Origin of the sequence: Pseudomonas sp. NPDC078416 (genome assembly GCF_050268485.1) — a bacterium.
Taxonomy (GTDB): Bacteria; Pseudomonadota; Gammaproteobacteria; order Pseudomonadales; family Pseudomonadaceae; genus Aquipseudomonas.
In genome coordinates this window covers 31712-45712 of record NZ_JBNNGV010000005.1, presented here as the reverse complement: position 1 = coordinate 45712, position 14001 = coordinate 31712, and the positions used below count along the sequence as shown (strand labels likewise).

Below are 14001 nucleotides of genomic sequence, written 5' to 3'. Positions count from 1 at the left end.
CATTAATGGGCGTCGGCAGAGGGCTGCTGCGGCGGCTTGACCTTGTGCATCAACGGCACCATCAGCGTGGCGACGACGAAGCAGGCCATGATCATCAGAAAAGCGTCGGCGTAGGTCAGGGTTTGTGCTTCCCGCCAGGTCAGCGCCCACAGTTGCCGCAGCGCCACCTGACTGGCGTCGAGGCTGTTCTGTCCGAGGGTCTGCGCGCTGCCGGTCAACTGTTCGAGCCAGGTGTTCATCGGCTCGTTGCGGGTGTTGAGGTTCTCCGCCAGGCGCAGGAAGTGCAGGTTGCTGCGGTCATTGAGCACGGTGGCGCAGGCGGCAATGCCAATGGCGCCGCCGAGGTTGCGCATCAGGTTGAACAACCCGGAAGCGAGCTTGAGCCGGTCGGGCGCCAGCGCACCGAGTGTCAGCGTGACCACGGGCGGCACCGCCATCTGCTGGGCAAAGCCGCGAATGGCCTGGGGCAGCAACAGCTCTTTGGCGCCCCAGTCATGGGTGATTGGCGAGAAGTCCCACATCGACAGGGCGAACAGGGCCAGGCCGAACATCAGGATCCAGCGCAGGTCGACGCGGTTGGCGAGCATGCCGTAGACCGGGATCGCCAGCAGCTGGAAGATCCCCGTGGAAAACACCGCCAGGCCGATGTCGAGGGAGCCGTAGCCGCGCACTCGGCCGAGGAACAACGGCGTCAGGTAAATCGTCGCGAAAATGCCGATGCCGGTGATGAACGAAAACAGGCAGCCGAGGGCGAAATTGCGGTCCTTCAAGGCGCGTAGATCGACGATGGGCTCTTTGATTTCCAGGCAACGCCAGATGAACAGGCCGCCGCTGATCGCCGCGATCCACGCTGTGGTGGAAATGGTGCTGTCGCTGAACCAGTTCCAGCGCGGGCCTTCTTCCAGGGTGTATTCCAGGCAGCCAAGGAACACCGCCATCAGCGCCATGCCGACGTAGTCCGCGCCCCTGAGCAGGCTCGGGTTCGGCCGGTCGATTTTGACCAGCATGGGCACGGCGAAGGTGACGAACAGGCCGGGCACCAGGTTGATGTAGAACAGCCAGTGCCAGGAAGAAATATCGGTGATCCAGCCGCCAACCGCCGGGCCCAGGGTGGGCGCCAGCGAGGCGATGGCGCCGATGGTCGAAGCGGCGATCACCCGCTGCTTGCCGGTGAAATACATGAAGGCGGTGGTGAACACCAGCGGGATCATCGAGCCGCCGAGGAAGCCCTGCAAGGCACGGAAGGCGATCATGCTCTGGATGTTCCAGGCCAGCGCGCAGAGCAGGCTGGTCAGGGTGAAACCCGCGGCCGACACGGCGAACAGCCAGCGCGTGCTCATCACCCGCGACAGCCAGCCGGACATGGGGATGACGATGATTTCGGCGATCAGATAAGCGGTCTGCACCCAGGCGGTGTCATCGGCGCCGGCGGAGAGGCCGCCGCCGATGTCCTTGAGGGATGCGGAGACAATCTGGATATCGATCAGTGCGATGAACATGCCAACACACATGGTGGCGAACGCGGCAACCTTTTGCGACGTGCTCAGGGTTGGCATCGGCGTGTTCATGGCTGCACCGCCACGGCAACGTCCTTTTGCTCAGGCGATTGGGCGGTGTCGATTTTCGCGACCACCGACAGGCCCGGACGCAGGGCGCCGAAGCGTGCGTCGGTGCCGTCGAGGCGGATGCGCACCGGCACTCGCTGGACGATTTTGGTGAAGTTGCCCGTGGCGTTTTCCGCTGGCAGCACGCTGAACTGCGCGCCGGTCGCCGGCGCCAGGCTTTCGATGTGGCCGTGGAATTCGCGGCCCGGGAGAATATCCGCACGAACGCTGACGCTCTGGCCCACTTGCATGCGCGCCAGTTGGTCTTCCTTGAAATTGGCATCGATCCACAACCCCTGAGCGGGGACCACCGAGATCAGTTGGCTGCCGGCGGCGGCATAGGCGCCGAGCCGGGCGCGGCGATTGCCGACATAACCGTCCACCGGTGCGCGCAATTCGGTGTAACCGATATTCAACTGGGCCTGATCACGCTCGGCCTGGGCTTGTTGCAGCGCCGCACGTGCCTGGCCGCGCTGGCTCTCGATCACGTCCAGTTGCCGGCGAGCGCCAAGCAGTCCGGCTTCGGCACGGGCGTGGTCGGCGCGGGCAGTCTTCCAGGTGGCGTCGACCCGTTGCGCGCTCTCGACTGAGACCGCCTGGGTGCGCACCAGATTCTGATAGCGGGTGTGGTCGTCGCTGGCCCGCTGTGTTTCGGCGTCGGCGGCGTCCAATTGCGCCTTGGCCTGGCTGATCATTGCCTGTTGCAGCTGCTCGGTCGCATCCAGGTTGACCAGCGTCGCTCGCTGCGCCGCCACCGCACCGTCAGCCTTGGCCAGCGCCGCCTGATAGTCGCGGACGTCGATGCGCGCCAGCAGATCCCCGGCCTTGACGAACTGGTTGTCCTGCACCGCAACCTCGCTGATGTAGCCCGGCACCTTGGCGCTGATCACGGTGGTGTCGGCGCCGACGTAGGCATCATCAGTGTCCTCGATAAAACGCCCGGTCAGCCACCAATGGCTGGCATACCCCAGCGCGCCGACCACGGCGATGGCCAGCAGGCCGAGGCGCAGCACCTTCTTGCGCCGGGAGGCCGGTGGTGGCGTGCCGGTGGCGGGGGTTCCTGCAGCGGACGCGCTGACGGGATCAGGACTGGGACGGGTAGCAGCTTGCGCTACAGACGTGGCGTGGGTGTCCATGGCGAAAGGACCTCGTGGGACTCAGTTAGGGAAGGGGCTGACCAGTGCGTCGTTGTCGCGGTAGGCCTGGCCGGTGCGCACACGCCACAGGGTCAACGCGTCGGCATCGGGGCTGATGTGTACGCGGTGGCCGTCGCGGGTGATGCGCTTGCCGGTATTGGCGTCGATCAAGGCGAGGTCCACCGGTTGGCCGGTTTCCTGATCGGCGAGATAGACCTTGTCGCCGGTGTTGGAGTGGCGGGTGCCCCACGCCATCAGGGTGAGAATCACTGGGCGCAGGTCAAGGCCGGCATCGGTCAGGTGGTACTCGTGGCGCGGCGGGTTGTCCTGGTAAGGGCGGCGTTCCAGCAGGTCGTGGGCGACCAGGTCGTTGAGGCGGCGGGTGAGGGTGTTGGACGCGATGCCGAGGCTGTTGATGAAGTCATCGAAGCGGCGCAGCCCGTAAAAGGCATCGCGCAGGATCAGCATGCTCCAGCCGTCGCCGATGTGTTCCAGGGCGTTGGCAACGGGGCATGGCATGGGCTGGAAGGTGGCGCGTTTCATGGATTTCTCCGGTCCGGTTACGCTGAATGATGCCCATAATATTACACAGTGAATTTCATAATGAAAGTGACTCGGGGCAATGAGTGACGCCGGTGGTCGGGTTCGTGTTTCCGGGAGGAGGGGGCGATCAGCGCACCGCCGTTGTTGACTGTGCGCCAAGTGCGCTTAAACCGGCCTACGCGTTGCTGGCGGCACGCTGTTCCAGCTCGGCGAGCTTGGGGTGGGGCGCACGTTCATGCACGTGGCTGTGGGCAGTGCGGTCGATGACCAGACTGAGGATCTCCGGTCGACTGTAATGCCCGCGGCCGTCCATCTGGCGTTTGCGCTTGTCGATCTCCCAGAGGTCCAGGTCGGCGATCACTTCACCTTCGCCCTCGGTCAGCGAGCCGATGATTTCCCCCTGGGGGTCGATGATCGCGGTGAAGCAGCCACCGGAAATGGGGTCGATCGAGGTGCCGGTGTCGGCCATGATCTGCGCCTGCTGTTCCGGGTACAGCCAGGCGGTGGAGTTGACCACGAAGCAGGCCGATTCCAGGGCGTGCATGCGGATACTCACTTCCATCTGCCGGGTGAACAGGTCGCCGGCGAACGAGCCGGGGTACATCGACGCGTGAATCTGCTCGCCGTCCTCGATCAGCGCATAACGGGCCAGCGGGTTGTAGTGTTCCCAGCAGGCCAGCTGGCCAATCCGCCCGACGGCGCTGTCCACGGCGCGCAAACCGGAGCCGTCGCCCATGCCCCAGATCATGCGTTCGTGATAGGTCGGCGAAATCTTGCGACGGGCCTGGATCAGGGTGCCGTCGGCGTCGAACAGCAATTGCGTGTTGTACAGCGTGCTGCCGTCGCGTTCGTTGACCCCGATCGAGACCACCATCTTGGCCTGTCTGGCCGCTTTGCCGATGGCGTCGGTGGCGGCCGAAGGAACGGTGACGGCCTGGTCGAGCAGCTTGTAATGCTCGGCACCCATTTCGAACGGCGTCTGCACGAACGAGAAGTAGGGGTAGTACGGCACGATGGTTTCCGGAAACACAGCGAACTGAACGCCTTTTTCACCGAGTTCGAGAATCTTCTGCACTACGTTGGCGACGGTGCCTTCACGGCTATAGAGCACAGGGGCAATTTGTACGGCGGCGGCTTTGACGATGGTCATGGGGCTTTCCTCACGGGTTTGGGTTTCAGTGAGGTCAGATTAAATCCGTCATCCCATCGCCGTAGGTCGTGGTTGCCACCTTTTCGGTCATGTCAGGTGAGCTGGGGATGCGGGCGGGTGAAGCTCGAGGGCGGCAGGCCGTATGCACGGATGAAGGCGCGACGCATGCGTTCGCGATCACCAAAGCCAGTCTCGGTGGCGACGACGTCGATGGAGCTGTGGCCGTTTTCCATCATCAATCGGGCCGCTTCGACGCGCAGGTTTTCCACGGCCTTGGCGGGGGATCTGCCGGTTTGGGCAAGGAAAATCCGGCTGAACTGCCGGGGGCTGAGATGGGCGACGTAGGCCAGCTGCTCCACGGAAAGCTCGGTCTTCAAGTGCTGCCGCGCGTAGGTCAGGGCGGCCTGAATTCTGTCGGTTTTCGGGTCGAGGTCCTGCATGACCGAGAACTGCGACTGGCCGCCGGCGCGCCGGTGATAAACCACCAGATGCCTGGACACCCGCCGTGTGATTTCGCTGCCCAGATCGTTTTCCACAAGGGCCAGGGCCAGATCGATGCAGGCGCTCATGCCGGCCGCCGTCCACACTGGCCCGTCGTTGATGAAGATGCGGTCCTCGTCCACCTGGATGTCGGGATACAGGCGCTGTAAGTCAGGTGCGTGGGCCCAGTGGGTGGTCACCCGGCGCCCGGAAAGCAGGCCGGCTTCGGCCAATGCCGCGGAGCCGGTGCAGATCGACCCGACCCGACGGGTCAGCGGACTGGCCTCGCGCATGTACTGGATCAACCCGGGGGATGCCGGCCTGACCACGTTATCGCCGAGGATCAATAGGGTATCGAAGCGGCGTTGGTCAAAGGGCTCGGTGTCGACGCCGAAGCCTGCCGATGACTGCACCAGGCCGCCGGTTTCGGACAGCAGCTTGACGGCGTACACCTCGCGCTCGGCCATCAGGTTAGCCACTTCAAAAGTGGCGGACATGGACAGCCCCAGCACCTGAAAGCCCGGGTAGAGGATCAATCCCACAGCGGCACGGCCTGACGCTCGCTCAGTCAGGCCCGGGCGTCCGCTCGGCCTGATCGCGTCAGCGCAGTGAGGATCAGACCGCCGTGTGCATGAGTTCACGCACACGAGCGGCCAGTGTTTCAATAGCAAAGGGCTTGGTCAGCACATGCATGCCAGGCTCAAGTTGGTTGGCGCCGATGGCCGCGCTTTCCGCGTAGCCGGTGATGAATAACGTTTTAAGTCCCGGACGCAGCTCCCGCGCGGCGTCCGCCATCTGGCGTCCGTTGATCCCGCCGGGCAATCCCACATCGGTGACGAGCATGTCGACTCGCACGTCCGAGCGCAGCAGCTTGAGTCCGCTGGCACTGTCCGCCGCCTCCATGACTGAATAGCCAAGCTCGCTCAGCACCTCTGTCACGAGCATGCGCACGGTGGGTTCATCATCCACAACCAGGATCGATTCACCGACGCCTGCCGCCTGAGTGGCGGCATCCAGTATGTGCGCTTCATTGGAACCGGGATTCCCGTGGTGGCGGGGGAGGTAGATGGACAGCGTCGTCCCTTGTCCGACTGCGGAGGCGATACGAACCTGCCCCCCGGATTGCTTGGCGAACCCGTAAATCATCGAGAGGCCCAGGCCGGTGCCCTGGCCGATCGGTTTGGTAGTGAAGAAGGGGTCGAATGCCTTCGCCACGACGTTGGCCGGCATGCCGGTCCCTGTGTCGGTAACGCTGAGGGTCAGGTATTCGCCCTCGGCGACTTCCAGCAGCGGTGCCTCCGCCGATCCCACGACCTGACAGCGGGTTTCGATGGTAATGCTGCCGCCGTCCTGCATGGCATCCCGGGAGTTGATACACAGATTCAGCAGCGCATTCTCCAGCTGGCTCGCGTCGACCAGTGCGACGCAGCTGTCCGGAGAGCCGACGGTCTGCACAGTGATGCTTGGCCCCACGGTACGCCGGATCAGCTCGGTCATGCCCTCGACAAGGCTGTTGATTTCAGTGGGCCGGGGATCGAGCGTCTGTCGACGGGAAAACGCCAGCAGCCGGTGGGTCAAGGCAGCGGCACGTTTGGTGGCGCCTTGTGCCGTCGTCAGGTAGCGGTCGACATCCGTCAGCCGACCCTGGGCAAACCGTGCACTCAACAACTCCAGCGAGCCCGAGATGGCCGCCAGCAAATTATTGAAGTCATGGGCAAGCCCGCCGGTGAGTTGCCCCACCGCTTCCATCTTTTGCGACTGACGCAGCTTTTCCTCGGCCTGCATCAACGCTGCGGTGCGTTCAGCCACGCGCTGTTCAAGGGTCTCATTGAGGGCACGCAGTGCGGCGGTGGCGAGGTCGCGCTGGGCTTCGACCGAACGCCGCTCCTCCACATCGATCAAGACACCGGGAAAACTCAGGGGAACGCCTTCTTCGCTGAAGTTGACGCGCCCGTTCGCCTCGATCCAATAATATTTGCCGTCGGCCCGACGGACCCGGTATTGATGGGCGTAGGCCCCCCCGCGACGAATGGCTTCGTTAATCGCTGTCATCAGGCCCGCCCGGTCTTCCGGATGGACGGTTTCCACCACCTGTTCCAGGGTGAGTCCTTCCCGCCCCAGCGCCGGGTCAAGGCCAAAGGCCCGGGTGAAGGCTTCATCCACGTTGAAACTGTCGCTGGGCAAGTCCCAGTGCCAGGTGCCGAAAATGGCCCCGGCCGCCAGGGCCAGCTGCACACGTTCGACGTTCGCGCGGGCGATGGCTTCGCTCTGACGCAGACGTTCCTCGGCATCCCGCCGCCCCGTCACGTCGTTGAAGATGATTGCAATCTGGCATTCGGCCGGATCGCCGACCGGCACGGCGCGCACGTCAAACCAGCGCTGAAAGGCCTTGGCGTAGCTTTCGAATGTGGCCGGCTCGCGGGTCTTGGCCACCCGTCCATAGGTGTCGAACCAGAATTGCTCCAGATCCGGGGCAAACTCCCTGACCCATTTCCCCCGCAGGTTGACCCCAGCCTCACGTTCGAACGCCGGGTTGGCTTCAACAAAGCGATAGTCGACCGGGTAGTCGTTGGCATCGAACTTGACCTGAACGATGGCGAAGGCGGTATCGATCGTCTCCAGAATCGTCCTGAAACGCTCCTCGCTTTCCCGCAGTGCGGCCTCGGTGTCGCGAATCGGCGTGAGATCGAGCATCGCGCCGATCATGCGCACGGCGTTGCCTTGAACGTCGCGGATGACGTGCCCACGGTCGAGGACCTGAGCGTAAGTGCCGTCCACCCGGCGAAACCGGTACTCGTCACTCCAGCCGGTCTGCCTGCCGTCTATCACGTCATGGATCGAGATGACGATGCGCTGCCTGTCATCGGGGTGAATCTGCGCGATCCACCAGTCGCCGGTCATTTCGACCGTGGCGAGGGGGTGGCCGTAGACCCGCTCCAGCGCTTCGTTCCACAGGACGTGGTTTTCCTTGAGGTCCCAGTCCCAGATGGCATCGTTGGTGGCTTTTACGGCGAGGCGATAGCGAATCTGCGCGTCTTCGATCGCCTGCCCGGCAATGCCTTCAGCGACGCGCTCGGCCGCACTGTGGGGCGAGGCCGCGACAGCGTTCTGACGTGTGCCGGTGCAAAGACTGTCCAGCCTCAGGGCTTCGCTTTGCTTTAATGCCGACCGCAATTGCATGACTTCAGCCTCAAGGGCTTCCCGGGTCAAATGCTTCAAGTGTCCACCTGCAAACGTAACGTTATGACCTGAGGTCGGCGATGCGCCATGCGCTATCCGGGACTGCGCCAGCTGGCTGATCCAGCCGTATCGGCGGCCAGCGTTTTACGCTGCATGCTGGCAGAATGCAATTCTGCTTTCAGAAAGGACTCGGGCAGAAAGACAAAGGTTCCGGCCACCGGAATGATTCGGCAGGCGGGTATCGAGCATGTGTTCAGTCTGGTTTGGCTTTTTCGTGCCAGCGCGATCGGGAGCCGAGCGGTCGGGACTCGATGCAACAAATGGCGACGATCAGGCCAGCGAGGCAGAGCGGGTATCCAGGCCGGCCAGTTGGCCCAGCACCAACTCCATGAACGCCACCGACGCTGCGCTGTGATAGTTGTTCTTGCGGCGCAGGAGCGAGGCGCCACGTTGAGGCGCCGTGTCGGTCAGCGCGAGGGTGTGCAGTGCGCGATCTTGGGTGCCCATCGCTTCGGGGAGAAGGGTAGCCACCGGCGTGTGGCGGATCACCTCCAGCAAGGTGGTCACCGAGTTGACTTCGATCACCACATTGGGCGTGATGCCTGCACGGGCGAAATAACCGTCGATGCAGGTCCGGGTCGCGAAGTCCGCTGTCAGCAGCGCAAAATCCAGCTCCGCGACCTGAGGGGCGGTCAGCGGGGCCGGCGAGTCGTACAAGGGGTGATCCCGGCCCACCATCAAACCCAGGGTTTCGACAAATGCATGGATGCATTCGATGTCGGGGTTGCGGACTTGATCGAACGCGATGGCAATGTCCAGCGAATCATCGGCCAGCCCCATCTCGATGTCGCCCATGGACAGCTCGAAAATGTCCAGATGGATGTTCGGGAATCGCGCGGTGTAGTCACGCACCAGCGGACCGACCAGATACGCCATGAACGTCGGGGTCATGGCCAGCCGCAGGCTGCCACGGGACAGATCCTTGACGTCGTGCAGTGCGCGCTTGCCCGCCGCCAGCTCCACCAGCACGCGCCGGGCGCATTCGATATACGCCAGGCCTGCGTCGGTGGGTTTGACCGTGCGAGAGGTGCGGTCGAAGAGGCTCACCCCGAGGCTCTCTTCGAGCTGGCGGATCTGCTGCGAAAGCGTCGGCTGCGAGACATGCAGCACCTCTGCTGCACGGGTGAAGCCTCCATGGTCGGCGACCGCCAACAGATAACGCAGGTGTCGTAACAGCATGGGATTGATTACCAGGGGCAGGGGCAGACCGGGTAAGTGTACGCCCAGCCTCGCCTCATGCCGCGGCATTTGCCTGACGAGCGTGCACGGCGCAGGTCGAGGGGTGATCCAGCAACGACTTGAAGCTGCGGTTGTCGGCATCCAGGGCGTCAATCGAGCCGGTCTCGATGTCGTAGACCCAGCCGTGCAGATTCAGCAGACCTTTGTCTTGGGCCAGGCGCACGCTGGGGTGGGTCTGCAGATTGGCCAGTTGCGCGATGACGTTTTCGCGCACCATCGAACCCACCTTCGCCGCTTCGCTGATGTGAACCCGCGACTCGTTGATGACCTTCGCCGAGGCCGCGTGCTCCAGCCAGCCGGCGACGGCGGGCAGGTGATTCATGCACGTACACTTGGCGACCGCCGTCATCGCGCCGCAATCGGAATGCCCGCACACCACGATGTCAGTTACGCCCAACACGGCGACGGCGTATTCAACGGTGGCCGACACGCCGCCCGGGTGGGGACTGTAAGACGGCACAATGTTGCCGGCGTTGCGGATCACGAACAGCTCGCCGGGTTCCTGCTGGGTCAGCAGCTCGGGCACCACGCGGCTGTCCGAGCAGGTGATGAACAGCGTGCCGGGATGCTGGGTCGTCGCCAGGTGCTTGAACAGGTCGGAACGTTGTGGAAACACGTCTTTCTGAAACTTCAAAAGACCGTCGATGAGTGCCTTCATGATGTATGCCTCGCTGCGCCATTAAACGTAAGTTGTGATCAGTGACCGTTGCACTTGATGTGTGCGAAGCGGGCCGCCGTTGCGGCGGGCCCGCGTCTCGGAGCGGGTCCGACTTAGAACGGACGCAACGGGAGGAACTTGCCGTCCAGGGTAATGACTGCGCGATGGCCGCCCTCAGGGTCTTCAACCTTCTTCATGTCCAGCTTGAAGTTGATCGCGCTGATGATGCCGTCGCCGAACTGTTCGTGGACCAGCGCTTTGAGGGTGGTGCCGTAGATCTGGATCATCTCGTAAAAACGGTAGATGGTCGGGTCGGTGGGCACGCCGGAAAGACTGCCGCGCAGCGGAATGATCTGCAGACGGGCGACGGCCTCGTCATTGAGCTCAAGCTTCTCGCCAATCACCTTCGCCGCATCGGCCGGCAATGGGTGCTGGCCCAGCAGCGCGGCGGTGACATAGGCCAGGCCCAGGCCGGTGCCGTCGGCCAGGTCCTGGAAGGACAGGTTCTTGCGCTGCTTGGCGTCGAGGATTTCGGCGGTGAGTGCGAGGCTGGTGTCGTTGTAGGCGTGGGACTGTGTCATGGGTCTCTCCTGGCGAAGGTAAGGGTTGCCGGTGGGCGTTGCGGGTGTGGTGTTGCGTGGAGCAATCATCTTCCCATCCACCGATAGCGTCCAAGACCGATAAACAATCCTTCGCATAAGCGCTGCCTATGGATTCGTGCCAGCGCGACCGCGTCGTTCGGGCTCTGGCTCAGTCCCCCCTAAATCGCTCGCCCAGGTTCGAGCGAAAATGCTCGACCAGAAAATCCACAAACGCCCGCGTCTTGGCCGGCAAGGCTTTGCGGGCCGAAAAGTAGACGGAGACCGAACCCAGATCCACATGCCACTCAGGCAACAGCCGGACCAGTTCACCGTTTTGCAGCCAGGGCCAGGCGCGCTCCATGGGGACCAACGCCACGCCAAGGCCCATGCGCGCGCAGCCGCACAGGGCTTCCGGGTCATTCATGATTGCCGCCGGGTCGAGGGTCAGATCAAGGGTTTCGCCGGCCGCATTGCGCAGGGTCCAGGCGCGCAATCTGCCGGTGTCGGTCGAGCGCGTGACCACCCCCGGCTGCCCCTGCAAATCCGCTGGCGTTCGCGGCAACTCTCGGCCTTTGAGCCAGTCGGGTGAGGCCACGGCCACCAGATGCAGCTTCGCCAGTTCTCGCGCGACAACACCGGGTGACAGCTCCATACCGCCGCCGATGGCCACGTCAAATCCGTCTCCGATCAAGTCAGCCCGGGCCAGCGCCAGGTGCCAATCGGGGATGACGGCCGGGTATTTTTCCTTGAAGGGCTTGAGCAATGGCAGCAAGTAGTCGTAGGCGAAGGAGGGCGCCACGTTGACTCGAAGGCGACCGGCCGGGATGTTGCGGTTGTCACCCACCTGCGCGACGGCGGCCTGAATGGTCTCCAGGCTGTCGGCAACCTGCCCATAGAAGGCTTCGCCGGCTTCGGTCAGGGTCAGGCTGCGGGTGTTGCGCTGAAACAGGCGGGTGCCCAGATTGCTTTCAAGACGCGCCACATTCTTGCTCACCGCTGCTGCAGAAATGCCCATCCGCCGGGCGGCTTCGGAGAAGCTCCTGACTTGCGCAGCACGCACGAACGACTCCAGATTGCCCAGGGTTTCCATCGGTGCCTCCAACGTTTGGTTGAAGCTGATTCTACTCATACCGGACTAATTCATCCGCTTATGAGCGTGCACAGTGAGCACTCTCTCAACGCAGGCAGGTGAAACTCGATGGGCAAGATTCTGGTAACAGGGGCCACGGGGCGACTGGGCAACGCGGTCGTGCAGGCACTGGTGCAACAGGGCGACGCCGGCGACGTTGCAGGTCTGGCGCGGGATCAGGTCAAGGCGCAGCCGTTGACCGCTATGGGCGTGGAGGTGCGCTATGGCGATTACACCGATTACGACGCCCTGGTCAGCGCGTTCCAGGGTGTAGAAAGGATTTACATGGTGTCGGCCGTGGCCTTCAGCGACCGGATTGCTCAGCACAAGAACGTGATCGATGCCGCACGTCGCGCCGGTGTCGACCATGTGATGTACACCGGCATCCAGCGGCTCGACGATGTGCTGTGTCCGATCGATGGCGTCACCGACAGCGACATCGCCACTGAAAACCTGCTGAAGCAGTCGGGCCTGGCGTACACCGTGCTCCGGCATCCGTTGTATGCCAACGACCTGCCGATGTTCATCGGCGCCAACGCGATTGCTGCAGGCTTCGCGGCGCCCGCCGGCAACGGCAGAATTCCGCTGGCCTGTTATCAAGAGCTGGCTGAAGCCGGTGCCGTCCTGCTCAGGCAGAGCGCACCTGCACATCGCAGTTATCTGCTGAACAGCGGCAGCCCCTGGTCCTTCGCTGACGTCGCCAGCGGGTTGTCCGATCTGACGGGCAAGGCGATCTCCTATGAGCCCATCTCGTCGGCCGCCTTCCTGCAGGCCCGTGAACGCGAAGGCTGGCCTCCACACGTGGCCCGATTTATCGCCGGCTGGTACGCGGCCATCGAAGCCGGCGCCTTCGACCAGACCAGCACCGACCTCGAAGACCTTCTGGGGCGTAAACCCAAACAGCTTTCGGCGCTGCTCAAGGACGCATTCGGGCTTTGAGGGAAGTGTTTGAGACGGCAATCGAGAATGCCCTTGACCTTGCCGCTATGGAAAGGTCTAGCGTGACGGCTTCGTCTCTACCCTCATCCAGGATGCTTAGTCATGAAAAAGATTGCCGCCGTTGTCAGCGTCATTGCACTGCTTGCCGTCACCGCCGTCAGGGCTGACCAGACGGAGGACGTCAAACAGATGCATGAGGCTTACCAGCAATCAATGGGCGCCATGAAAGACGACATGCACCACGGCATGATGAGCGACGACCCCGATGTGGCGTTTGCGGCCGGCATGCTCCCGCACCACGAAGGCGCGGTGGAGATGGCCAAGATCGAGCTGAAATACGGGAAGGATCCGGAGATGCTGGAGCTGGCGCGCAAGATTGTGGCGGCGCAGGCGGCGGAAATCGCGCAGATGAAGAAGTGGCTGAAGGCGCATCCGGCTCAGTAAGGTCGCAAAGTTCTGCGCCCCTGATCCGGGGCGCTGATATCAAGTCCCCGTGGCGGCGGCAGGGCAAGGAGCGCGCTGCCGCCGTCGGATCAATGGGTAATGTTCGATTCGATGTTCTACGCCGGCAGTCGCGACCTTATCGTCCCGAGACCAGTGCCAACCGACAGGCCAGGCCCAGAAAGACCGCACCCAGTACCTGATTGAGGCGCTTGGCAATACCGGCATTGGCTGCCAGCTTGTGCCCGAGTTTACTGGCGAGAAGTATCACTGCGCCGTTCACCAGTAAACCGATGACGTTCAAAACCGTGGCGAATATCAGCATCTGCACGACCAGCGAGGCTTTCGTTGGATCAACGAACTGCGGAAACAACGCCAACACGAACAGTGCCATTTTCGGGTTGAGCAGATTGGTCACCAATCCCTGCCGGAAAATACTCAGAAGCGGCGTGGGCGCAAGGTCGGCATCTGCATGCAGCGGCGACGGGGCGCTGAACGCTTTCCAGGCGAGAAAAACCAGATAGGCAGCCCCCGCGAACCGCACCGCGTCGTAGGCAGCGGGGACATTGATCAACAGTTGCGACAGCCCGAGTGCGGCAGCCAGCGCGTGGCAATAGGTGCCCACCTGAATGCCCGCCCGTGAAACGAAACCTGATGCTCTGCCCTGGCTCATGCTCCGCGACGCAATCAACAGCATGTCCGGGCCCGGTGTCAGCGTGAGCGCCAAGCAGGCGCCAGCGAAAAGCAGTAATACCGAGAGATCAATCATCACGTCCCTTTCCCGAGGTTATGTAAAAGGAGAGTGCAGGCACGCATGTTACCGGACGGTGGCGCTTTTCTGGAGGGCTTTGCGGGATGACG

At 63.0% G+C, this 14001-nt stretch carries 13 protein-coding genes; 2 read left to right on the top strand and 11 right to left on the bottom strand.

Annotation, left to right across the window (positions count from 1 at the left end):
* Window positions 1-2 precede the first annotated feature (2 nt).
* The 10 genes from ACQKEN_RS08045 to ACQKEN_RS08000 all read right to left on the bottom strand — a co-directional run bounded on the left by ACQKEN_RS08045 (window position 3) and on the right by ACQKEN_RS08000 (window position 11721).
* Window positions 3-1568 (bottom strand): DHA2 family efflux MFS transporter permease subunit, encoded by a 1566-nt coding sequence (locus ACQKEN_RS08045; protein WP_427684945.1) that lies wholly within the window; start codon window positions 1566-1568, stop codon window positions 3-5.
* Window positions 1565-2740: an HlyD family secretion protein gene (locus ACQKEN_RS08040; RefSeq protein WP_427684943.1), complete on the bottom strand. Its 1176-nt coding sequence runs from the start codon at window positions 2738-2740 to the stop codon at window positions 1565-1567. Before ACQKEN_RS08040 ends, ACQKEN_RS08045 begins: the two co-directional genes overlap by 4 nt.
* Window positions 2741-2761: 21 nt before the next feature.
* A complete protein-coding gene (locus ACQKEN_RS08035; protein WP_427684941.1) occupies window positions 2762-3283 on the bottom strand; it encodes a winged helix-turn-helix transcriptional regulator in 522 nt (173 codons plus the stop codon).
* 175 nt (window positions 3284-3458) lie between these two features.
* Window positions 3459-4433 (bottom strand): nitrilase-related carbon-nitrogen hydrolase, encoded by a 975-nt coding sequence (locus ACQKEN_RS08030; protein WP_427684939.1) that lies wholly within the window; start codon window positions 4431-4433, stop codon window positions 3459-3461.
* A 92-nt stretch (window positions 4434-4525) separates the two neighbouring features.
* Window positions 4526-5410, bottom strand: coding sequence for a GlxA family transcriptional regulator (locus ACQKEN_RS08025; RefSeq protein WP_427684937.1), 885 nt, complete (start codon window positions 5408-5410; stop codon window positions 4526-4528).
* A gap of 118 nt (window positions 5411-5528) precedes the next feature.
* Entirely contained in the window at window positions 5529-8093 is a 2565-nt protein-coding gene (locus tag ACQKEN_RS08020; RefSeq protein ID WP_427685106.1) for a PAS domain-containing protein, read from the bottom strand.
* Window positions 8094-8423: 330 nt separating this feature from the next.
* Window positions 8424-9332, bottom strand: a complete 909-nt coding sequence (gene cynR, locus ACQKEN_RS08015) for a transcriptional regulator CynR (RefSeq protein ID WP_427684936.1) — start codon at window positions 9330-9332, stop codon at window positions 8424-8426.
* 55 nt (window positions 9333-9387) lie between these two features.
* Window positions 9388-10050: a carbonic anhydrase gene (locus ACQKEN_RS08010; RefSeq protein ID WP_427684934.1), complete on the bottom strand. Its 663-nt coding sequence runs from the start codon at window positions 10048-10050 to the stop codon at window positions 9388-9390.
* Window positions 10051-10163: 113 nt separating this feature from the next.
* Window positions 10164-10631, bottom strand: a complete 468-nt coding sequence (gene cynS, locus ACQKEN_RS08005) for a cyanase (protein WP_427684932.1) — start codon at window positions 10629-10631, stop codon at window positions 10164-10166.
* A 169-nt stretch (window positions 10632-10800) separates the two neighbouring features.
* Window positions 10801-11721: a LysR family transcriptional regulator gene (locus tag ACQKEN_RS08000; protein WP_427685105.1), complete on the bottom strand. Its 921-nt coding sequence runs from the start codon at window positions 11719-11721 to the stop codon at window positions 10801-10803.
* Window positions 11722-11829: 108 nt separating this feature from the next.
* On the opposite strand from ACQKEN_RS08000, the gene ACQKEN_RS07995 reads away from it, so the two are divergent.
* Window positions 11830-12699, top strand: coding sequence for an NmrA family NAD(P)-binding protein (locus ACQKEN_RS07995; protein WP_427684931.1), 870 nt, complete (start codon window positions 11830-11832; stop codon window positions 12697-12699).
* 102 nt (window positions 12700-12801) lie between these two features.
* On the top strand, window positions 12802-13143 hold the full coding sequence (copM, locus tag ACQKEN_RS07990) for a CopM family metallochaperone (RefSeq protein WP_427684929.1): 342 nt from the start codon (window positions 12802-12804) through the stop codon (window positions 13141-13143).
* 136 nt (window positions 13144-13279) lie between these two features.
* On the opposite strand, the gene ACQKEN_RS07985 is transcribed toward copM, so the two are convergent.
* On the bottom strand, window positions 13280-13909 hold the full coding sequence (locus ACQKEN_RS07985) for a LysE family translocator (RefSeq protein ID WP_427685104.1): 630 nt from the start codon (window positions 13907-13909) through the stop codon (window positions 13280-13282).
* Window positions 13910-14001 lie beyond the last annotated feature (92 nt).